The sequence below is a fragment of the Paenarthrobacter ureafaciens genome (assembly GCF_004028095.1).
GTDB classification, from domain to species: Bacteria; Actinomycetota; Actinomycetes; order Actinomycetales; family Micrococcaceae; genus Arthrobacter; species Arthrobacter ureafaciens.
This window is the reverse complement of sequence record NZ_SBHM01000007.1, coordinates 1,709,987-1,730,334: the sequence shown is the minus strand read 5'-3', so window position 1 is coordinate 1,730,334 and position 20,348 is coordinate 1,709,987. Positions and strand designations below refer to the sequence as shown.

Below are 20,348 nucleotides of genomic sequence, written 5' to 3'. Positions count from 1 at the left end.
CCTATGGAACAGTGGGAAGTGTGGATGAACTCGAAGCACTGCAAACCATCGGACGACTCATCAAGGAAGAGCGGTTGGCCCAAGGGATAAGCCAGGTGCAATTGGCCAAGCAGGCCGGTACTGCCATCAAGACCGTCAGGACGCTGGAGTCGGGCACCCGCCGGACCCAGGAGATCAATCAGCGCAAGCTGGAGAACGCCCTGGGGTGGCGTGCCGGGTCGGTTTCGGAGGTCCTCAAGGGCAAATCCACCTTCGCGCCGGACCAAATCACTCCCGACGACATGCGGACCACTGACGGTTCCCGGCAGGCATCCAGCCCACGGATGGCCGTTCCGGCAGCCTCGAACGCCCGGGCCTCGCACCTCTCCGACGAGGAACTCCTTGCTGAACTGACGTACCGGATGATGCAACGCAACAGGGGCTGACCCGGCAAGGCTGGCTCTCCGCGGGGGCTACAGCGACTTGCGGCGCACCATCTCGTTGATCCAAACGGGTGCAAAAGGCGACGTGCAGTTGGGCGGAGTCGGGTAGTCCTTCAGGACCTCCAGGCGTTCGCCGATGTCCAAGGCCCGGGCGCGGTGCTCCGGGTGTTCGATGCCGATCTGGGCGAGGCACTGGTTCATGGCCCACTGCAACCGGTCCGGAACGCCCTTCATGCGTGCCTCGATGATGTCCAAGAGACTTTCCAAATCCAGGCCTTCAGGTTTCTTGACGACGCGCTCGGAGGTCAACGCCCACCCGGCACTTGCCACCACAGGATCCGGGTCAGCGAACCAGGCGCTGCGGAGGTCCTCGGCGTGCGGGCTCTTCTTCACCACATAGTTCACGAGCCAGTCCTGCACCTTGGGAGTGCGGGATTCCCGCAGCATCCGGTCCAGTTCCCCGCGGTCAGAAGCCTTCGGCCGGCAGATCAACAATGCCAGCAACCGGGCCGCGGTGTCGCCGGTAGCCCATAGCTCCCGGGCAAGATCCTGTTGGGTCTTCAGCCGCTTTGCAACGGCCCGCAATTTGCTGAGATTGACCCCGTGATCGTCGCCGTGTTTCACATTGACTTCGCGGTGCCTCGGTTCTTCCAGCGCAGCCAACTCCGCCATGACATCGGACAACACCGGGGCGTCGGGAACGGTTTTAGCCGCTGTTCCAGCGGAACTCACAGCCATCGGAACCTCCTGTCTACCTGGCCGCCAAACTTAAGGGAATGCCCCGGTAACGCTTCACCCAGGCGACGTGGGGCAGGGCAACTCGGGGCAAGATTCAGCGCACGCGCTCAGCCTTGGTGAACTTAGCGCGTGCTCCGGAAACCATGTGGACCAGGACAGGCGTCTTCTTGCCGATCACAAGGTCCAACGCCTCAACCATCTGCGAGATCTCCGCGGCCAGAAGGTGCGGAGCAACCCCTTGCCTCGGTTGAACCCGGATGCGCAGACCCGGCTGCCCCTTGTACTCGTAGGTGGCAACCGAGGCCCCGGCAAGGTCCGGCCGGTCCGACAACGCGGCCCGGAGTGCCTGCTCAGCCACGCCACCGCCGATCCGGACTTCGCCTGCAACCTGGCTGTCGTCGTCGTTGCCGGCTACCAACAGGTTGGCCCGTCCCTTGCCCTGCTGCGCAAGCCAGGCGACCATCCCCACGATCACCACAACAAGCACCAAGCCCGCCACAATCCAGAGCCAGCTCTCCTCGCGGCCGGGAAAACGCGTCCGGCGGAAGGCGTCCTCAGTTCCGGCCCACACGGACCCCGCCCAGCCGTGCCACCACTCGGCGACCGCCGGGACGGTGGCCAACAGCACCAAGAGCAGGCCGATAGCCAACAATTTCGCACCAATAATGAAGAGCAGGATGCGGTTCAGGGCCCGGGGTGTTCCGTTCATGCGCCGATCACCCCCGAGGTGCCCAGGTTGACCCGGACGGCGGGCATGGGCACGGGAGACATTTCCTCCAACTCAGCTTGGACAGCGGCAAGGACGGCTTCCTCGCTGACCCTGCTGCCCGACGTCGGGCGCACATTAACCACCACCAGGCGCTGCGAGACCACCACCATCACTTGTTCCTGCGTGACGTTCGCAGCCAGCCGCGCACGGCGCGCCAGGGCGGAGGCCAGCACCTCATCATCAACGACGACGGCGATCCTCGGGTCCCGTAACAGGTGCCTGGCGCGTCGGCCGGGAAGAACTGCGTGGAGGAAGAAGTACAGGCCCACCATGGCGACAACTGCCCCGCCAGCGCCCAGGAGGAGTGGAGAGATGCCGGCGGGAAGTGCGATGATGCGTTCGGCTGCCGTACCGGGATCGACCAGCCACGGCGGTTGGCCTACTGCGCGAACGCCCGCTTCCAGCAACGCGTAGACACACAGCAGAATCACCAGCACGGCTGCGATTCCCGACGCACCGGCCCTCGATGAGTGCGTTTCCCTCCGCAGGATCTGGCTCATTGTTGCGTCTTCACCGGCTACAGGCGGTGTTTCCGGGGGTTGGTTTGCCAGCGTGGGCGCTTCCGTTTCCTGATCCTGGGTCACTTGACCCGACCCCCTTCCGTGACGTGGGCTCCGCTGATCCTGATGTCCACACGGCTCAGCTGCGAGCCGCTGAGCCGCATGACACTGTCCAGGATGCTCGCTTTGGCGGCGACTGCCCGGTCCCAGATGGAACCGCCGAACCCTTGGACCCGCTGGGGTTGGCGAAGAACTTCGCTTAAGGCGGGGACGCTGATCGGTGCCACGATGGACAAAGCCAGCAGGCCGTCGTCGTCCGCCCAATCAGCGCGGATGTCCGACGCAGGGACGCCGAGAGCCTCGGCGGCCGCCGCCTGCGCCAACGATGTCAGAGCCTGGGTGCTGATCCGGTTATGGCCGGCCAGGCTGGTGGTGGTTTCCACAGCCTCAGCCACGCTCATGAGGACGAGCGCCGGCCGGTGATGGCATCGAGGACGCTGCGGAGATCCAACTTGCCGTCAGCTGCACGCCCCAAGAGGGCACCAATGCCCATGAACAGCAGCGAAATGACAAATCCCCAGAATCCGAACTGGAATGACATGAACGCCACGAAAGCGCCAATAGCGATACCCACAACTGTCATGCTCATTGGAGTACCTCCTTATCCACCGTGACCGCCTTGGCGGTGGTTGGTTTTTGTGGCGGGGCTATATAGACGTCCGTGATTTCGACGTTGACCTCTATGACCTGCAGGCCCACCAGTTCCTCGACCGCACGGTATACAGCCGCGCGTACCTGGTTGGCTACGCCGTGGAGCGGGTGCCCGTAGAGGGCCACCAGGTTGATGTCCACAGCCACTTGGGTTTCGCCCACTTCGGCGCGGACGCCGGCGGCGTGGTCCGAGCTGCCCACGGCATCACGGATGGCACCGAGCGCACGGGAGGGACCTGAGCCCAAGGAGTACACGCCCGGCACCGCGCGGGCGGCGATGCCGGCCACTTTGGCGACGGCGGCCTCGGAGATGATGGTGCGGCCCGTACCGGGAATGGCGCCTTCAGGCACGGGATTCATCTGGACGTTGTGATCGGGCACGTTGTGTTCCGGCACGCTTTGACCGGGCACGCTCTGGTCTGGCATGAGCACTCCCCTTCTCTTGGATACCACCCTAGCGCCTGCCCCCGACGCTTTGTGAGAGAAGTATGTGCGCGGCGCCTCTACTTGCAGTTCTTGTCCATCCAGTGCTCGATCGGCTTCAAAAGCTCCTCGAATTCCGGCTCCCCGAATTTGCTGAAATCACTACCTGCAGATTCCGTGTAGGCACGCAGCTTTTCAAATGCCGGCTTCAATTCCCCGGGCACCTTGTCCTCCAATTGGGACAATTCCTGCCGGGCCTTCTGCAAGTCATCGGGATTTCCACCCGCGAGTGCCGCCAACGGCAGGAGCGTCACGCTGAGCATGGTGGCGCTGACTGCCAGGCATGCCTCGGACAACGACGAGAACTGGCCGTAGTTCCCGTCTACCCCGGGGCCGGTAGCACTGGCCTCCGCAGAGGGCACAGCAGAGGGCGCGGCAGAGGGCAGGTCAGCCGCCGGCGCCGGACTGGACGCGGCAGACTCCGCGGCCGCAGGAGTTCCCTGCGGAAGGGGTAAGGGGATGGCGCACGCCCCGAGCGCCATGGCCGCTGCCACCAGAATCCCCGCCAGCGTGGACTTTCTTGAACGGCTCGTTGCGGCCATGATGCACCCCGTTTGGACTATTGCGATGACGAGCAGGCGAGGGCAAGACTACGCCCGACGCCCCGCCCTGAACAGAGTCCGAGTTATCCACATATGGGAAATTTCGCCGTGATTCCATCGGGGGCTGCTGCCTAGACTGGCCGACACTACGCCAACCTGCTTCCGGGGGATTCTGCATGCCATACCGCCCAACCGATTCGTTCGCCCCTGCCCGCCTTCGCGGCGCCGGCCTTGCGCTGGCCGCGGCGCTGTTGCTGACGGGCTGCCAAGGCGGCACACCCTCCCCACCAAACACGACGACGGCGGAACCCACCTCCAGCGCTACGCCGACCGGCGCTCCTGCGCCCGGAGCGTCTGAGTCCGGGGCAGCTGGCGCTCCTTCCGCAGGCGAGTACAAGCCGGCTGACGCGAAAGGCAAGGCCGAGAACGTACCCGTGCCCGTCATGCCTGAGCTGGCGAAGGAGAACTCGAAGGAGGGGCTGGAGGCGTTTATCCGGTACTGGTACGCGCAGCAAAACTACGCCGCAGAAAGTGGAGAAACTCAACGATGGGCAGAGTCCTTCGAACCAGGATGCCGTGCATGCAACAGGATATTGGAAGGTATCACGGACAGTCACAGAGACGGCCGGTGGTTGGTTGGCGGGCGAATTACCCTCCCAGCTATAGAACCGATTTCGAACGGCGGTGGAGCAAGCCAACTAGTGAGGGTGCAAGTCGTCCAGCAAGAGATTGACTACTTCAATGCTGATGGAAGCGTCGGCAGGGCCTCCGAAAGCTCCACCAATTCAGCTTTCGAGCTAACAGCCGCGTACAGCGACGAATGGAAAGTAGTTGACCTTGCTCTCATCCGCTAAGTCGCGCCCAGCGCTGCTCTGGCTTATGGTTTCAATTCTCTTTCTAGCTGCGATATCGCTGGAGGCGCCGGCCCGAGCCGATACAGGTAACTGGGCAGGAACGAATAACGCGACTGGGACGCTGGACGTGGGCCGAACGACCACCATCGATGCTTCGACCGGCCAGTTGGCGTCTCAGCTTTCCAGCGGAAACGGAGCCGCTGCTGCATCCGAGGACCCGAACCAGTACATGGCCGATACCCACTGCCGCGCCGACGGGCCAGACACCGTGGACCCCGGCTGCCTCACCCTCGCCTGCCCACCATCACCCAACGGCGCCACCGGCACACCCGTGATCTGGAAAGAAGCCCCCAAAGCCATCACCAACCCCGGCTGGACCGACTGGATCCCCGTCACCGGCCCCACCTGCCTCTACGGCCCCGAACCCCACAACATCCTCGACGACATCGCAGCCCGCATCCTCACCGACTTCCGCCAACTACCCCTCAACCCCGGAACCCTCACAACCCAACCCTTCCCCAACACCCTCATCGGGGCACCCACCAACTTCTACGCCACCACCACACCCCAAACCTTCAACCTGACCATCCTCGGACAAAACGTCCACCTCACAGCCACCCCCACCACCTACACCTACACCTACGGCGACGGCCAAACCCTCGGACCCACACCCACCACCGGCCACCCCATCCCCGACACCCAATGGCTCACCACCACCACCCAAACCAGCCACACCTACACCACCACCGGCAACTACCCCGCAACACTCACCACCACCTACACCGGCACCTACACCGTCAACAACGGCCCACCCCTACCCATCAACGGAACCCTCAACCTCACCACCACACCCCAAACCATCCACGTCTGGAAAACCGAAACAGCACTCGTCGCCGACACCTGCGAACAAAACCCCCACTCCTGGGGCTGCCCCGGCACCAACGACTAAAACCACCAACCCGGGCACCAGAAACACAGCCGCACCGCCACCACCCACATCGACGGCAAAACCCACCCAAATCGACGGAAAACCGCACACTGCGGCATCAAAGAAGGTCGCAACGGCACAGCCAAGAGACAAATGAGGTTGCACAATTCATAAGCATGCTTACAATGAGACACCGGGGCCGCATCGGCTCACCCATACTTCGTGAAGGAGCGCAGCCATGGCAACGGATTACGACGACCTTCGCCCGGAGGTCAAAGAAGCCCAGGAACAGTCGCTGGAAGCCTTGCAGACAGCAAGCGCCCCCACAGCAATGACTGCCGTCCTTGAGGTGGAAGAAAGCGATGAGCCGGACTCAAGCACACCGGCAGGCGAGTTCATCGCCGAGGAGCTGGTAGTCGCCGTCGTTCCGCCTCAGGAGGACGAATTCACGTGTTCCTCCTGCTTCCTGGTTCACCACCGGTCGCAGATCGCACGCGAAAAGGGCGGACAGTATTACTGCACGGAATGTGAAGGCTGACCACCGGACTTCACATCACCGCAGCATGGGCAGGCTTATGGGCCTGGGAACAGGGACCTCCCGCCCCAAGCCCGCGAAGGTGGTCCGGGCCAAGGCAACATCGTTGACGCATACTCCGTCCACACCCAGACTGACTGCGTTCGCAATCTGCTCCGCCGTGACCAAAGTCCACGGGTATACCTTCAGCCCGGCAGCGTGCGCCTGAGCCACGAGCTTTTCGTCCAGGAGGTTGACCTCGGGGGCCACCGCCTCTGCTCCGGCGGCGAGCGCAGCTTCGATCAGCGCGCAGGTGTCGGACGGGTACAGGCCCGGGTCCGGAACAACAGCGTCGCGGCACAGCGCCACCCTGGGGACACTGGGAATCTCCTCCCCCATGGCCTTGATGACGAGGGGATCGAAGCTGCGCACACGAAGCGCCTGCCCGGACTCGTGAATCCTCAGGATGTTGGCCAGCCACCACACGATCGAATGGCTGTACTCCCTCCCCTTCGCCCGATCGGTCTTGACCTCAATGTCCAGGACCACATCGCCCGCGTTCGCGAAACGCATCAGTGCCAAGAGCTCTTCCAACGTGGGAGTCCTTGCCTCAGCGCCGACGCGATGGACGGCCTCGGGCAGCACTTCCACGGCAGCCTCCCGAAGTCGGCCATCACGAATGTCGCGTCCATTGACGATGGAATCGTGACGGAGTGCCAATTGGCGATCAGAGGTAAGCCAGATGTCCACTTCGATGGCGTCAACGCCAAGCGTCAGTGCCTCGACGAAGCTGGCCAAGGTGTTCCCGTGTTGCGTTGCAAGGACACCCCTGTGGCCTTGGATTTCTATCATGAAGTGATTCCTTGTGTGGGTTGAAGGTTGCAGCTACTCGGCGTCATCGACGATGGACACCTCGGTGACCGCTGCGAGTTGCGAAAGCCTGCTGACGACGTTCGACGCGGCCATGGTGCCTTCGATCTCCAGTTCGATCTCAATGGACCCGGTGGTCGAGGCGTCCTCATGCTTCATTAGTCTTTCCACCACGCGTTTCGTTTCGTCGGAGGCCCTGATGGTCGCAAAACCCTGGACGCGGAACCCTTCCTCCGTGCACGTGGTGAGGACGTCCCGCAAAGCCCCAACGCCGTCGTCGTAAGTCACTCGGAGGACCCACTGCTGCGGGAGTCCGGAGCGCAACTTGGCCGATAGAACCGGGTAGGCATAAACGATGAGGAAATGGGCGGCCGTTACGAAGACCGCGGGAAGCGCCAATCCGGCGCCGGCCGACGTCCCCACGGCGGCCGTAATCCAAATCGAGGCCGCGGTGGTGAGGCCTCGTACTTGGTTCCTCCGGACGAACACGAGCCCGGCCCCGATGAAACCGATGCCGGAAACGACCTGGGCCGCCAACCTCGACGGGTCCAGCCTGACAAGGTCAGCCATCAAGACATCGCTAAAACCATATTTGCTGACCACCATGAAGAGGGCAGCACCCAGACCGACCATTGCGTGGGTCCGCATTCCGGCCGATTTATTCTTGCTTTGGCGTTCAAACCCGATAGCCGTGGATAGAACCAACGCCACCGCGAGCGCCACACACATCTGCCACCATTGCGTATCCCCATCAAAGATCAAGCCGTTGCTCCAGTTCCAGTTCTGCGCTTGGGAGTCCCCAACAGCCCATGGTCAGCTCGGGATCCCTGGGGCGGGGACACCGAAGACCATGAACAAAGTCCTCAAGCTTTCCGGCATTGCCGGTCCATTCTGAGCGGAGGTCTGGAACTCTCGCTCGGGCTGCCCGGTCGGGCTGCCCGGTCGGGCAGTGCAGGATATTTGTAAGGACGTTAGCACAAGTCACGCAAGCGGCACTTCCGAGCTATTGCGTTGGGACAGTCTGGGCGGTAGGTTAGCAGCAGAAGAAAGGCAGATTGTCAGGTCAACCGCCCAAAGACCCGATCAGCCACGATGAGCGTTGCCCCCAGACAACATGACTAAGAAGTCAGAGGTCTGTGGTGAGCGCTGTAGGCACCAATCGTCCGGAGACTGCCCGGGAGCCAAGCAACCCCGGCATGCGAAGCCCGTCCGGTGGACGCGGAGAACCGCCCGGCCTCAAGCGGAACAGCCGGTGGAACAGACGCACACGCCGGGACGCATGGTTCTTTATCCTGTTCGCCGCACCCAACGTAGCCCTGATCCTCCTCTTCACTTACAGACCCCTGCTCACGAATTTCTATTACTCCACCCTGGACTGGACGCTGGGAGCAGCAACCGCCACAAACGTGGGGTTTGCGAACTACGTCGAGTTCTTCTCATCGGCTGATGCCGCAAACGTCCTGGGAACCACGGCAGTATTCACCGCCACGACGGTAGGTGGCGCCATGGCGCTCGGCCTGGTGGTGGCGCTCGTCTTGAATCAAAAGCTGAAGGGCAGGACCTTCGCCCGGGCAGTTGTCTTTGCCCCCTATGTCCTTTCGGGCGTCGGGGTCGGATTGGTTTGGCTCTTCATTTTCGATCCGACCTACGGAGCATTGTCCTGGCTCCTCCGCTCCGTGGGGCAGGCGAGTCCTCAGTGGGTCAACGACCCCAAGCTGGCGCTGACGATGGTCATCATCGTTTACGTCTGGAAAAACCTGGGCTACTGCGCCGTCGTTTACCTGGCCGGGTTGCAGTCCATCCCGCCCCAGCTGATGGAAGCGGCCGCCCTGGATGGGGCCTCGAGCCTGCGCCGGTTCTGGACGATCGTGGTGCCCCTGCTTTCTCCCACTACGTTCTTCCTGCTGATTACATCCCTGCTGAGCTCGCTTCAGGCGTTCGACATCATCCGGATCATGACGCCATCGGGCAATGGCACCAGCACGCTCATCTTCGATTCCTATCTCCAAGCCTTCGGGTCATATAACCGGGCAGGCTACTCCGCGGCCATTTCGGTGGTCCTGTTCGCAGGTCTGCTGGTCATGACGGCTGTGCAACTCCGGTTCGTGGAACGAAAGGTTCACTACTCATGAGCACTACTCCCGTTCAGCCCCTTCCAGCCGATGCAAAGCCTTTGTCCTGGCGGAACCTTGGCCGGACGATTGCCACTGGTTACGTACCACTCGCCCTCGCCACCCTTGTGGTATTCGTTCCTCTCCTGTGGATGATGCTCTCGTCGTTGAAGGCACCGGGAGAAATTGTCACCACCGAACTGGCTCTCCTCCCAAAAGAGCCAAGCTTCCAAAACTATGCGGAGGCCACGTCCACCGTTCCCTTTCCGAGGTTCTTCCTCAACAGCGTGATCGTGACGGCAATCGGCTCAACGGTGAAGTGTGTACTGGCCATCTTCACCGCCTACGCGCTGGTCTTCATCCGCTTCCCCTTCAAGAGGGTGATCTTTCTCCTGATCCTGGTCGCATTGATGGTTCCGCCGCAGGTAGCCGTGCTGCCCAACTACGTCCTGATCGCCGGCATGGGCGGACTGAATACTTACTGGGGAATCATTGTTCCCTCCCTGGGCACAGCCTTTGGCACATTCCTGCTGCGCCAGCACTTCCTTACACTCCCGCCGGCCATTCTGGAGTCTGCGGAAATCGACGGGGCCGGGCATTGGCGCAAGCTCTGGAAGATCGTGGTTCCAGTCTCGATGCCCAGCATCGCCACGGTCGCGCTGGTCACGATCGTGGCCGAGTGGAATGAGTACATCTGGCCGCTGATCGTCACTGACCACCCGGACATGATGACACTGCCAGTGGGGCTGACGCAGCTCGTCAACAGCGAAGGAAGCACCCAGAACTGGGGCATGCTCATGGCCGGCTCGGTGATCGTCCTGCTGCCGATCCTGATCGTCTTCGCTGCTCTCCAGAGGTACATAGTGTCCGGCCTGACGCAGGGCTCTGTAACCGGCTAACGCTCCGTTCGAACTTGCCATCAACTTTTCAGCACCCAATGAAAGGCACCTATCGTCATGTCCACTACATTCACCCGCAAGCAGTTTCTCACCGTAGCCGGCGCGGGCCTCGGCACCCTGGCATTGGGAGCTTGCGCCGGCCCCTCAACGGATGGCGGCGGTCCGGACACCAAAGCCGTGGCGGTGGACTGGTCTACCATCAAGCCGGCCAGCAGCATCAGCTACATGTCCAGCCACCCGGGCAAGTCCCGGGATACGGAGCTGCTGCTGATCGAGTCATTCCAAAAAGAAAACCCCGGAATCACAGTGAACCTCGTTACCGGTGGGGCGAACTATGAAGAGGTTGCCCAGAAGTTCCAGACCTCGCAAGCAGGCAACGACGTCCCCGATGTTCTGCTCGCATCGGACGTCTGGTGGTTCCGGTACGCACTCTCGGGTGCGATTCTGCCCCTCAACGAACTTCTGAAGGCCACCAACACTGACATCTCCGGTTATGTCCCTGGACTGGTCAGCGACTATGAGTACGACCAGAAACAATGGGCCATCCCTTACGCCCGCTCCACTCCGCTCTTCTATTTCAACAAGGACCATTTCAAGGCAGCCGGGGTACCCGAAGGGGCTCCGGCTACCTGGGAAGAATTCGCGGAGTGGGCACCGAAGATCAAAGCCGCCAACGCTTCCGCGTCCGGCTACCAGAATGCCTACCAGTACCCTGCGATTGCGGGGTACGCGGGCTGGACACTCCAGAACCTCCTGTGGGGACGCGGAGGTGCGTGGTCCAAGGAGTGGGAAATCACTGCCGACTCCGAGGAATCAGTCGCTGCCATGCAGTGGGTGCAGGATTCCATCATCAAGGACTCATGGGCAGGCGTTTCCTCCAAGAATGCCCTCACCGACCTCCAGGCCGGCGCGGTCAGCGCAACGATCAGTTCCTCGGCCGACCTCGCCACCGTCATGAAAGCCTCGAAGGAGTCCGCCATGCGCATCGGTGTGGGCGTCCTCCCCGGCGGAGACGTCAGCAAGTCTCCGGTATCACCAACCGGCGGGTCCGGGCTGGTCATTGCCAGCAAATCCACCCCTGAGCGTCAACTCGCAGCCGCCATGTTCATCGCCCACGTCACCAATGCCGGGAATACTGCCAAACTGTCCGCTGCCACGGGGTACGCACCGGTTACCCAAACCGCGGACGTTTCGGCAATCCTCGCCCAAACGCCGGAGTTCCAGGTGGTTGTTGACCAGCTCAAGCAGACCCGGAACCAGGATTACGCCCGCACCTTCCTGCCGGGTGGGGACCAGGAGCTGGCCAAGGCAGCGACCAAAATCATGAACGAGAAGGCCGACGTGAAAACCACCATGTCGGAACTCAAAGCATCCTTGGAATCGATCTACAACAAGGACGTGAAGCCGAAGCTGAAGTCCTGACGACGGCGACGTCGGCACCCGGCCGGGTGCCGACGTCGTAATCTCTGCACCGCAGAACCCAGACCGTAGAATGCCTGCATGAGTAGCATGCAACAGATCGACCATGGCCAATCCCTGACGGTTCAGGTCACCAACATGCTGCGTGCAGCCATCACTTCCGGCGAGATGGGCCCGGAAGAACACTTCTCGGCAATCGGATTGGCGGAGAAGCTGGGAGTCTCCCGAACGCCGGTCCGGGAAGCGCTTCAATTGCTCGAAAAAGAGGGAATCGTCCGCATCGAGAAGAACCGCGGTGTGCGGGTGCTTCAGATGTCCTTGGATGAGATCGTGCAGATCTTCCAAATCCGCATCATCCTCGAGCCGCCTGCGGCAGCCCGCGCGGCGGAGGTGGCCACCGACGAAGATTTGGCCAACTTCCGAACCCTGCACGGCCGTATCCTTGACGCTGCCGCCCGCGAGGACGGGCCGGCAACTTTACAGGCTGACAAGGACTTTCACCTGTTCCTGATGGAGCTCGCGGGCAACCCCCGCCTGTTGGCCTTGGACGGCGAACTACGCAATATGGTGCTGGCCCATGGGCTGGTCACTATCCCGTCGGCCCGAAGCAGCCAGGACCTGGCCTGTGACCGCAAGGACATCCTGGCCGCGTTGGAGCGCAGGGATTCCCGGGCAGCAGCCGGAGCCGTACGGGACCATGTCACCCGGACCGCTCACTTGTTGATCAGCGGGGTCTGCGCCCGGACGCCTGGCCTGTCAGCAGACGAGTACCTCTCTCAGCTCGAGCAGCTCACCAAATTCTCCCGCTGACTCCACGGGTATTTACAGCTTTCCGAAAGTGCCCTACAGTTGCATGCAACCTCAGTAGCATGCAACATACAAGCGAAAGGATGCGAAGTGGCATCCCCCAGCTCCTCCGAGTCCCCCCTGAGCCAACCGCTGGCCGGAATCCGGATCGCGGATTTCTCGCGCGTTTTGGCAGGTCCCCTGTGCACCATGATGCTGGCGGACTTTGGCGCCGAGGTCATCAAGATCGAAAGCCCGGCCGGCGACGACACCCGGGCATGGGTACCGCCCGTGGACCATCACGGACGGGGAACGTATTTTGCCAGTGTCAACCGAAACAAGCGATCGGTGGTCGTGGATCTTAATACGGACGACGGACTGGCTTACGCCCGCGAACTGACTGCGGAATGCGACGTAGTGGTGGAGAACTTCCGGCCGGGCGTCATGGCCAAGTTTGGGCTGGACTACCAGACCTTGTCCGCCGGGCGGCCCGACCTGGTGTACTGCTCCATCTCCGGGTTTGGAACGGGCGCCGGATCCGCACTCCCCGGGTACGACCTCCTCGTCCAAGCGCTCGGCGGCCTGATGAGCATCACCGGGTCGCCCGAGACGGAACCGACCAAAGCCGGCGTCGCACTGGTTGACGTACTCACCGGACAGAACGCCTTGACGGGCATCCTCATGGCACTGCGCGTCCGTGACACCACCGGCCACGGTCAGGAAGTCCACGTCAATCTGCTCTCATCGCTTCTTGCCGCTTTCGTCAACCAGGGAACAGCAACGCTCGCTACCGGGAACTCCCCGGCCCGCATTGGCAACGCACACCCAAGCATCGCCCCCTATGAAACTTTCCGGACCAGAGACGGCCTGCTTGCCATCGCGGTCGGCAACAACAGGCAGTTCGGTGCGTTGACTGAAGCCCTTGGGTTGAACAGCCTGACCGAGGACCCCCGCTTTCGCACCAATGAACTTCGGGTGGCATCACGCGTCCCCTTAAAGAGGATCCTCGAACAGGCACTGGAAACTGATTCCGCCGCTCATTGGCAGGCCAAGCTTCTCGAAGCCGGGGTACCGGCCGGCAAAGTCAATGACATCGGCGAAGCTTTGGCGCTCGGTCACTCCCTGGGTCTTGAACCTTCCGTTCACTTCACGGACCCAATCACCGGCCGCTCATCAGTCCAACTGGCCAATCCCATCCGTTTGTCCGCTTCCCCCGCCACGTACCGGCAGGCACCGCCCACCCTTGGTGAACACCAAGGCAGCACCTTCACTTCCATTTCCCCGAACACGAGAGGTTCCGCATGAACAGCATCAGCGATCTGATTGACTTCGATTCCTTGCTCACCCCGGAAGAACGGAAGCTGCGGGACAGAGTGCGCGCCTTCGTGGACGCGGACATCAGGCCGAACATTGCGCAATGGTACGAATCGGCCACTTTCCCGTTGGAGATAGTTCCGGAACTCGGTCGGCTGGGCCTGTTGGGAATGCATTTGCAGGGCTACGGCTGCGCCGGGGGCTCCGCGGTCGATTACGGATTGGCAGGCGCCGAACTCGAGGCCGGCGACTCCGGCCTACGGACCTTCGTCTCAGTGCAGGGCTCGCTGGCCATGAGTGCCATCTACAAGCACGGTTCCGAAGAGCAGAAGCAGGAGTGGCTGCCCGCCATGGCCAAGGGCGAAGCAATCGGCTGCTTCGGACTGACCGAGCCCACCGCCGGCTCCGACCCCAGCGGCATGAAGACCTTTGCGCGTCGCGACGGAAACGACTGGGTCCTTAACGGCTCCAAGCGCTGGATCGGCCTGGCATCGGTAGCCCAGGTTGCTGTTATCTGGGCCCAGACCGAAGAAGGCATCAGGGGGTTCGTGGTTCCCACGTCCACCCCGGGCTTTACCGCGACGCCGATCGAGCCGAAGCTGTCCATGCGCGCCTCCATCCAATGCGACATCGATCTGGTGGACGTGCGCCTGCCCGAGTCCGCGGTGCTGCCGAACGTGGTGGGGTTGAAGGGTCCTTTCAGCTGCCTTAACGAAGCACGCTACGGGATCATTTGGGGTGCCATGGGCGCGGCCCGTGATTCTTTCGAGGCCGCCCTGGCCTATTCACAGGAGCGCTTGCAGTTCGACAAACCCCTTGCGGGCTACCAGCTCACGCAGCAGAAGCTGGTGGACATGGCGCTGGAAATCAACAAGGGCTTCCTGCTCGCGCTGCACCTTGGCCGGAAGAAGGACGCCGGAACCTTGCAGATCGACCAGATCTCCGTGGGCAAGCTCAACAACTGCCGCGAAGCCATCAAGATCGCCCGCGAGGCCCGGACCATCCTTGGCGGCAACGGCATTACCTTGGACTACTCACCGCTGCGGCACGCGAACAACCTGGAGTCGGTCCGCACTTACGAGGGCACCGACGAAGTGCACACCCTCATTCTCGGCAACAAGCTGACCGGCATTCCCGCCTTCCGCTGACAGGCTGCGGGTTACCGGCGGACAACTGACTGGGAAATGCTCGACGGCGGCGCCCGGCCACCGGAACAAAAGGCCGGGACCGCCGCTGCCGTAGCCCATAAGACATAGGGCCAATGCGGCAACGAAATTCCCCAACGCAAAAACCCCGCTATTTCCAAAGTCCTGACGACTGGAAATGCGGGGTTTAGCTGGTGGCTCCGACCGGCGTCGATCCGGTGACCTTTCGATTTTCAGTCGAACGCTCTACCAACTGAGCTACAGAGCCTAGGTGACATGTCACCTTGAGAACCGGAATTCCTTCCGGCGCTCAGAGCGACCCTGACGGGACTTGAACCCGCGACCTCCGCCGTGACAGGGCGGCGCGCTAACCAACTGCGCTACAGGGCCTTGCTTTGCGGTATCTCTACCGCGCTTTGCAGTATCTCTACCGCGTTTTTTTCAAGGCTTCCAGCTTACCAGACTTTTTCAGTCCGATTTACCACTTGCCTTGCGTACCCCCAACGGGATTCGAACCCGTGCCGCCGCCGTGAAAGGGCGGTGTCCTAGGCCGCTAGACGATGGGGGCCTGAACTCAATTCGAACTCGCAGCAGAAGACAACGCTTTATGCGTTCTTTTCCGCTCTCGCTCGTCCGAACTGGACTCTAAAACCTTAGAGCATGGATGGCGATAATCCAAAATCGAGAGGAGCGTGACCTCGGACACGTCCAAAAACAGCGCACAGGACATTGGCAGTTTTTTGCTCTGACGCGTCCGAAATCCGCCAGCCCCACGGTCGGATGCCGCGCTAGATTTGCCCTATGACAACCCCCACCCCGGCCGGATCCGGCCAGCCCTCCGGCGACCAGGAGCGCAGCATCCCCGCGCCGGTCGCCGCGGCAACCATCAGCAAAGCCGGCATAGCCGCCGTCGTGGTCACCGTAGTCCTGTGGGCTTCGGCTTTCGTCGGCATCCGGGCGGTCGGCCCCAGCTTCTCCCCCGGCTCCTTGACGTTGGGACGCTTGGCCGTTGCCGCCGTCGTGCTTGGACTGGTGGTGCTGCCGACGCTGAAGGTGTGGCCGAAAGGCCGCCAGTGGCTGCCTATCGCAGCCTACGGGGTGATGTGGTTCGCCGGCTACAACGTGGCGCTGAACGCCGCCGAGCACATGCTCGACGCCGGTACCAGCGCCATGCTGATCAACGTCTCACCGATCCTGATAGCGGTCATGGCCGGCTTCATCCTGAAGGAAGGCTTTCCGCGCTGGTTGCTGATCGGCAGCGCGGTGGCCTTTGGCGGGGTTGCGATGATCGCGTTGGGCTCCGGGCAACGGTCGACGGCGGACGTGGCCGGCGTGTTGTTGTGCCTGCTGGCCGCTGTGCTCGCGTCTGTCAGCGCCATCCTGCAGAAACCCGTCCTGCGCACGTTTACCGCGGGTCAGGCCACCTGGTTCGGCATCATGGTTGGCGCCGTGTGCTGCCTGCCCTGGACAGGCCAGCTCATCAGCGAAATTCAGTTGGCGCCGATGGCAGCCACGTTGGGCCTGGTCTACCTCGGCGTTTTCCCGACGGCGATTGCCTTCACCACATGGGCTTACGCGCTGTCCTTGATTCCTGCCGGAAAGATGGCCGCCACGACGTACCTCGTCCCGGGAACCACCATTCTTATTTCCTGGGCCGTCCTGCAGGAAGTGCCCACGATCTGGGGTTTGCTGGGCGGCGTGGTGTGCCTGCTCGGCGTAGCGCTGACCCGCAGGACCCCCAAGGCGGAGCGCACAACAGTACTGCGCGCGTCCAAGTCGAGGACGCGCGCAGTAAAAGGTTAGGTTTCAGCGAAAAGTCAGCGGGCCATTCCGGCCAGCAGTTCCCGGTGCGTGGGCGGGTTCGCCCCGGAGCGGCCCACAGTGATGGATGCCGCCATGGAGGCGGTGGTGCCGATCCTCTCCAGCACTGTCGGAGCCAGGCCATCGCTTCCCCGAAGGAGCAGTCCCAGGATCAGCGCGGACATGTACGAATCCCCCGCTCCGATCGTGTCGGCCACCGTGGACGGGATGGCCGGGACATTCAGCTGGGTCTCCCGCGTGGCCATGAGGGATCCGTTCGCCCCCTGCGTCACCACGGCCAGCACGGTCCCCAGGGACAGCAGGTGGCGGGCCGTTCCCGCCAGGTCCTTGCCCGGATACAGCCAGCGGGCATCGTCTTCACTCATCTTGACGACGTCGGTCAACGGCACCAGTTCCTCAAAGAGGGAGAGGGCCTCGTGGTGGCTGCCCAGGAGGTCGCGGCGGATGTTGGGGTCGTAGGTGACCATGCATCCGCCCTGCGCCTGTTCAAGCATGCCGCGCACGACGCTTGCTCCCGGCTGCAGGAACGTGGCGATGGAACCGGTGTGCAGGATCCTGGGCGCGTAAGGGAGCACCACGGGAGGCAAGGACCAGTCAATGTCGAAGGTGTACTCAGCGGACCCGTCGTCGCCGATCTGTGCCGTAGCCGTGGCCGTCTTCCCCAACGACCTGGAACCGGGAAGCAGAACCACCCCCGCGCTCTGGAGGTGTTGGGTGATGGCGTCACCGCGGTCGTCGCGTCCGATCGCCGTCAACAGGCCGGCTTTGATGTCCAGGCGCCCCAGGCCGTAGGCCACATTGGCAGGTGAACCGCCCGGATACTCGATCTGCCCATCCGGAGACTGCACGATGTCGATCAGCGCCTCACCCACCACGACGACGTCGAGGGGTTCGGGTGCGAGGGAGGGGGTGGCGGTCATGCGGTTCCTGTTCGTTGGTTGGGGAGGTGTGGAGGTGCGGCCACGGAATGACGTTCAACAAGGGGACATTCGAACAATTCAGTGTGGCCCGGGGTTGGCGTACCGGCAAGGATCAACTCCACGGCACGCCTTCCCATGTCAATGAAGGGCAGTTCCAAGGTAGTCAGGCCGGGCCGCAGATGGGGTGCGAGTGACTCCTGGTTGTCGAAGCCGACCACGGACACGTCATCCGGAACGGCCAGCCCTTTCGACGCCAGCGCCTGGTAGGCGCCCCACGCCGTGCGGTCATTACCGCAGAAAATCGCTGTGGGCGGGCGATCCCCGGCCATCAGCTCAAGCGTCCTCCGGTAACCGCCGGCTTCGTCGCCGTCCCCCGCGAGGTGCAGTCCGCCGTCGTATGCAATACCCGCCTCTGCGAGCGCCTTCCGGTAGCCTTCAAGCCGCCCGACGACGGCAGGCAGTCCGTCCTCCACCGCACCGATGTTGATGAAACCGATCCTTCGGTGCCCTGCCCGGATGAGGGTCCGGGTGGCGGTGTACCCGCCGAGCACCTCCGACGGCGCGATGCTCGCGAAGGCGCCGCTGCGGTCCTGCGCGTTAAGCACGACGGCGGGCAGCTCACCCAGGACGTCCGGAACATCCACCTTCCGGTGATACATCGAGGCGTAGACCACCCCGGCCACTTTGTGCGAGAGCATGGCTTCGAGGGACGCAGCCTCCAGCCCGCGGTCTCCGCCCGTGTTCACCGTGAGCAGCAACATCCCGGCCTCCCATGCCCGGGCTTGTGCGCCTTCGATGATCTTCCCGGCAAAAGGTGCGGTGGCCACGTGGTCCCCCACGAAACCGATCATTTCAGCAACGCCTTCGCGGAGAACCTTCGCGTGGGCGTTGGTGCGGTACCCCAGCTCCTTGGCGGCCTGATGGACGCGCCGCCGGGTTTCCTCCGAGACCCTGGCTCCCCCCACGTCGTTGAGGACCAGCGATACCGTGGCTTGGGAAACGCCCGCAGCGGCCGCCACGTGGTGCATCGTGGGGCCGGACTTGCCGCTGGTGCCGGGCCGGGTCATGGAAGCCTGTCTGTCGTGCGGCTCCGGCTTGATTCAGGGGTTCAGTTATACGCATAACCGGGCCTCGAAAACAGTAACTCTCATCACACCCCGCGTCAATGCCGCACGCGGGCGTTACAGTCGGAACATGCCCGCAAATCTTCCTCCAGGCCTGCCTATCATCCCTGACGGCGACCTTCCTTCGTCCCCGTTGCGGGGCCGGGCCGCCCCCTTCCGGATGACGCCGGAGGAGTTCGAGGCCGCCGTCGAAGATGCTTTGCACATGATCCCGCCCAAGGCAGCCAGCGCCATGGACAACGTGGCCGTCTTCATTGAGGACACCTACGTTCCGCGCCCCGGCGAAGACCCGGACACGGTACTGCTGGGCCTCTACGAGGGCGTCCCGCTGACGGAACGCGATTCATGGTGGGAGGCGGGTTCGCTCCCGGACCGCATCACCATCTTCCGCCAGCCCATCCTGGACATCTGCACCACCCGCGACGAAGTCATCGAGGAAGTGGCCATCACGGTGGTACACGAGATCGCCCACCACTTCGGCATCGACGACGACCGCCTGCACGAACTCGGCTGGGGCTAGCCTTAGAAGCATGGGGCACGACCACAACCACTCGCACGGACTCACTGCAACCGGCAGGCATCGCAAGAGACTCATAGCCGTCCTGGGCATCACCCTGGGCGTGGTGGGTATCCAGGTGGTCGGCGCCATTATCTCCGGTTCCCTTGCGCTGCTGGCCGACGCCGGACACATGCTCTCCGATGCCGCCGGCGTGTTCATCGCGCTCATGGCGGCCTGGATCGCGACGCGCCCCGCCAGCGATCAACGCACCTACGGCTACCAACGGGCCGAAGTGCTTGCCGCCCTGGCCAATGCCCTGGTCCTGATTGTCATCGCGGTGGTGATCATGATCGAGGCCATCCGCAGGTTCGGCGAAACCCCGGAGATCCACACCGACATCATGCTGTGGGCCGCAATTCTGGGTGCCGCAGCCAACCTCGTCTCACTGTTGATCCTCCAAGGCGCGCAGAAGGAAAGCCTCAACGTACGCGGCGCCTACCTGGAAGTCCTGGGCGACCTCCTCGGCTCGATCGCCGTCATTGTGGCCGCCGTCGTCATCATGACCACGGGCTTCAGCGCTGCGGACCCCATCGCCTCCATGCTGATCGCGGTCATGATCATCCCCCGCGCCTGGCACCTCCTCCGCGACGTAGTGGACGTGCTGCTTGAAGCCACCCCCAAGGGAGTGGACGTCAACATGATCCGCGAGCACATCCTGGCCGTGGACGGAGTGGTGGAGGCCCACGACATCCATATTTGGACCATTACCTCGGGAGTGCCGGTGTTCTCGGCCCACGTGGTGGTGGAAGACGAACTTCTCAACGCCGCCGGCGCGGACAGCATCCTTGACCAACTGGGGTCCTGCCTGGGGAGTCATTTCGATACCGAGCACTGCACCTTCCAGCTTGAACCGGTGAGCCACTCGGAGCACGAATCCCACCAGCACGCATAGCTGCATTCGCTGTGCCGTGCCGGGCTT

The 20,348-nt window shown here is 62.7% G+C and carries 24 protein-coding genes and 3 tRNA genes; 13 read left to right on the top strand and 14 right to left on the bottom strand.

Annotated elements, in window-relative coordinates:
- Window positions 1-20 precede the first annotated feature (20 nt).
- The gene (locus tag AUR_RS12445; protein WP_031216108.1) at window positions 21-425 is read left to right on the top strand and encodes a helix-turn-helix domain-containing protein; all 405 of its coding nucleotides are present in this window, start codon (window positions 21-23) and stop codon (window positions 423-425) included.
- A gap of 27 nt (window positions 426-452) precedes the next feature.
- On the opposite strand, the gene AUR_RS12440 is transcribed toward AUR_RS12445, so the two are convergent.
- The 7 genes from AUR_RS12440 to AUR_RS12410 all read right to left on the bottom strand — a co-directional run bounded on the left by AUR_RS12440 (window position 453) and on the right by AUR_RS12410 (window position 4,165).
- A complete protein-coding gene (locus AUR_RS12440; RefSeq protein WP_062094837.1) occupies window positions 453-1,160 on the bottom strand; it encodes a DNA alkylation repair protein in 708 nt (235 codons plus the stop codon).
- Window positions 1,161-1,254: 94 nt separating this feature from the next.
- Window positions 1,255-1,869 carry a hypothetical protein gene (locus AUR_RS12435; RefSeq protein WP_062094835.1) on the bottom strand — a complete coding sequence of 205 codons (615 nt, stop codon included), beginning with the start codon at window positions 1,867-1,869 and terminating at the stop codon, window positions 1,255-1,257.
- Window positions 1,866-2,513 (bottom strand): DUF6286 domain-containing protein, encoded by a 648-nt coding sequence (locus tag AUR_RS12430; RefSeq protein WP_021471112.1) that lies wholly within the window; start codon window positions 2,511-2,513, stop codon window positions 1,866-1,868. The genes AUR_RS12435 and AUR_RS12430 overlap by 4 nt, the downstream gene beginning before the upstream one ends.
- Window positions 2,510-2,890, bottom strand: a complete 381-nt coding sequence (locus tag AUR_RS12425; protein WP_062094833.1) for a hypothetical protein — start codon at window positions 2,888-2,890, stop codon at window positions 2,510-2,512. The genes AUR_RS12430 and AUR_RS12425 overlap by 4 nt, the downstream gene beginning before the upstream one ends.
- Window positions 2,887-3,078 carry a DUF2273 domain-containing protein gene (locus AUR_RS12420; RefSeq protein WP_021471114.1) on the bottom strand — a complete coding sequence of 64 codons (192 nt, stop codon included), beginning with the start codon at window positions 3,076-3,078 and terminating at the stop codon, window positions 2,887-2,889. The genes AUR_RS12425 and AUR_RS12420 overlap by 4 nt, the downstream gene beginning before the upstream one ends.
- Complete coding sequence (locus tag AUR_RS12415) at window positions 3,075-3,500, bottom strand: Asp23/Gls24 family envelope stress response protein (protein ID WP_052474348.1); 426 nt, start codon at window positions 3,498-3,500, stop codon at window positions 3,075-3,077. The genes AUR_RS12420 and AUR_RS12415 overlap by 4 nt, the downstream gene beginning before the upstream one ends.
- 143 nt (window positions 3,501-3,643) lie before the next feature.
- Window positions 3,644-4,165 (bottom strand): hypothetical protein, encoded by a 522-nt coding sequence (locus tag AUR_RS12410; protein ID WP_062094830.1) that lies wholly within the window; start codon window positions 4,163-4,165, stop codon window positions 3,644-3,646.
- Between the two features lie 176 nt (window positions 4,166-4,341).
- Here AUR_RS12410 and AUR_RS20730 point away from each other — a divergent pair, with 176 nt between their 5' ends.
- The 3 genes from AUR_RS20730 (at window position 4,342) to AUR_RS12395 (ending at window position 6,485) form a co-directional block, all read left to right on the top strand.
- Window positions 4,342-5,019, top strand: coding sequence for a DUF6318 family protein (locus AUR_RS20730; RefSeq protein ID WP_277749644.1), 678 nt, complete (start codon window positions 4,342-4,344; stop codon window positions 5,017-5,019).
- Window positions 5,020-5,146: 127 nt separating this feature from the next.
- A complete protein-coding gene (locus tag AUR_RS12400; protein ID WP_241650917.1) occupies window positions 5,147-5,968 on the top strand; it encodes a hypothetical protein in 822 nt (273 codons plus the stop codon).
- A 217-nt stretch (window positions 5,969-6,185) separates the two neighbouring features.
- A complete protein-coding gene (locus AUR_RS12395; RefSeq protein ID WP_021471120.1) occupies window positions 6,186-6,485 on the top strand; it encodes a DUF4193 domain-containing protein in 300 nt (99 codons plus the stop codon).
- Window positions 6,486-6,500: 15 nt separating this feature from the next.
- Here the strand turns inward: AUR_RS12395 and AUR_RS12390 are convergent, their stop codons facing one another.
- On the bottom strand, window positions 6,501-7,313 hold the full coding sequence (locus tag AUR_RS12390) for a glycerophosphodiester phosphodiesterase (RefSeq protein ID WP_062094826.1): 813 nt from the start codon (window positions 7,311-7,313) through the stop codon (window positions 6,501-6,503).
- Window positions 7,314-7,346: 33 nt separating this feature from the next.
- Window positions 7,347-8,060 carry an MgtC/SapB family protein gene (locus tag AUR_RS12385; protein ID WP_062098959.1) on the bottom strand — a complete coding sequence of 238 codons (714 nt, stop codon included), beginning with the start codon at window positions 8,058-8,060 and terminating at the stop codon, window positions 7,347-7,349.
- A 467-nt stretch (window positions 8,061-8,527) separates the two neighbouring features.
- Here AUR_RS12385 and AUR_RS12380 point away from each other — a divergent pair, with 467 nt between their 5' ends.
- The 6 genes from AUR_RS12380 (at window position 8,528) to AUR_RS12355 (ending at window position 15,008) form a co-directional block, all read left to right on the top strand.
- Complete coding sequence (locus AUR_RS12380; RefSeq protein WP_021471123.1) at window positions 8,528-9,463, top strand: carbohydrate ABC transporter permease; 936 nt, start codon at window positions 8,528-8,530, stop codon at window positions 9,461-9,463.
- The gene (locus tag AUR_RS12375; protein ID WP_062094824.1) at window positions 9,460-10,341 is read left to right on the top strand and encodes a carbohydrate ABC transporter permease; all 882 of its coding nucleotides are present in this window, start codon (window positions 9,460-9,462) and stop codon (window positions 10,339-10,341) included. The genes AUR_RS12380 and AUR_RS12375 overlap by 4 nt, the downstream gene beginning before the upstream one ends.
- Before the next feature lie 57 nt (window positions 10,342-10,398).
- A complete protein-coding gene (locus AUR_RS12370; RefSeq protein ID WP_069696081.1) occupies window positions 10,399-11,763 on the top strand; it encodes an ABC transporter substrate-binding protein in 1,365 nt (454 codons plus the stop codon).
- 78 nt (window positions 11,764-11,841) lie between these two features.
- The gene (locus tag AUR_RS12365) at window positions 11,842-12,570 is read left to right on the top strand and encodes a GntR family transcriptional regulator (RefSeq protein ID WP_082694557.1); all 729 of its coding nucleotides are present in this window, start codon (window positions 11,842-11,844) and stop codon (window positions 12,568-12,570) included.
- An 87-nt stretch (window positions 12,571-12,657) separates the two neighbouring features.
- Entirely contained in the window at window positions 12,658-13,851 is a 1,194-nt protein-coding gene (locus tag AUR_RS12360) for a CaiB/BaiF CoA transferase family protein (protein WP_021471127.1), read from the top strand.
- Window positions 13,848-15,008 carry an acyl-CoA dehydrogenase family protein gene (locus AUR_RS12355; protein ID WP_021471128.1) on the top strand — a complete coding sequence of 387 codons (1,161 nt, stop codon included), beginning with the start codon at window positions 13,848-13,850 and terminating at the stop codon, window positions 15,006-15,008. Before AUR_RS12360 ends, AUR_RS12355 begins: the two co-directional genes overlap by 4 nt.
- Before the next feature lie 189 nt (window positions 15,009-15,197).
- On the opposite strand, the gene AUR_RS12350 is transcribed toward AUR_RS12355, so the two are convergent.
- From AUR_RS12350 to AUR_RS12340, 3 genes are all read right to left on the bottom strand, one after another.
- Window positions 15,198-15,273: transfer RNA gene (locus AUR_RS12350), tRNA-Phe, on the bottom strand.
- Window positions 15,274-15,321: 48 nt separating this feature from the next.
- Window positions 15,322-15,395, bottom strand: a tRNA-Asp gene (locus AUR_RS12345).
- Between the two features lie 105 nt (window positions 15,396-15,500).
- Window positions 15,501-15,573 (bottom strand) — tRNA-Glu (locus AUR_RS12340).
- A 233-nt stretch (window positions 15,574-15,806) separates the two neighbouring features.
- On the opposite strand from AUR_RS12340, the gene AUR_RS12335 reads away from it, so the two are divergent.
- Window positions 15,807-16,808, top strand: coding sequence for a DMT family transporter (locus AUR_RS12335; protein ID WP_021471129.1), 1,002 nt, complete (start codon window positions 15,807-15,809; stop codon window positions 16,806-16,808).
- Between the two features lie 14 nt (window positions 16,809-16,822).
- Here AUR_RS12335 and AUR_RS12330 read toward each other — a convergent pair whose 3' ends face one another.
- Both AUR_RS12330 and AUR_RS12325 read right to left on the bottom strand, forming a co-directional pair.
- The gene (locus AUR_RS12330; RefSeq protein WP_062094818.1) at window positions 16,823-17,746 is read right to left on the bottom strand and encodes a carbohydrate kinase family protein; all 924 of its coding nucleotides are present in this window, start codon (window positions 17,744-17,746) and stop codon (window positions 16,823-16,825) included.
- Window positions 17,743-18,813 (bottom strand): LacI family DNA-binding transcriptional regulator, encoded by a 1,071-nt coding sequence (locus AUR_RS12325; RefSeq protein WP_021471131.1) that lies wholly within the window; start codon window positions 18,811-18,813, stop codon window positions 17,743-17,745. Before AUR_RS12325 ends, AUR_RS12330 begins: the two co-directional genes overlap by 4 nt.
- A 127-nt stretch (window positions 18,814-18,940) precedes the next feature.
- On the opposite strand from AUR_RS12325, the gene AUR_RS12320 reads away from it, so the two are divergent.
- On the top strand, window positions 18,941-19,390 hold the full coding sequence (locus tag AUR_RS12320; RefSeq protein ID WP_021471132.1) for a metallopeptidase family protein: 450 nt from the start codon (window positions 18,941-18,943) through the stop codon (window positions 19,388-19,390).
- Between the two features lie 10 nt (window positions 19,391-19,400).
- The gene (locus AUR_RS12315; protein ID WP_062094816.1) at window positions 19,401-20,321 is read left to right on the top strand and encodes a cation diffusion facilitator family transporter; all 921 of its coding nucleotides are present in this window, start codon (window positions 19,401-19,403) and stop codon (window positions 20,319-20,321) included.
- Window positions 20,322-20,348 lie beyond the last annotated feature (27 nt).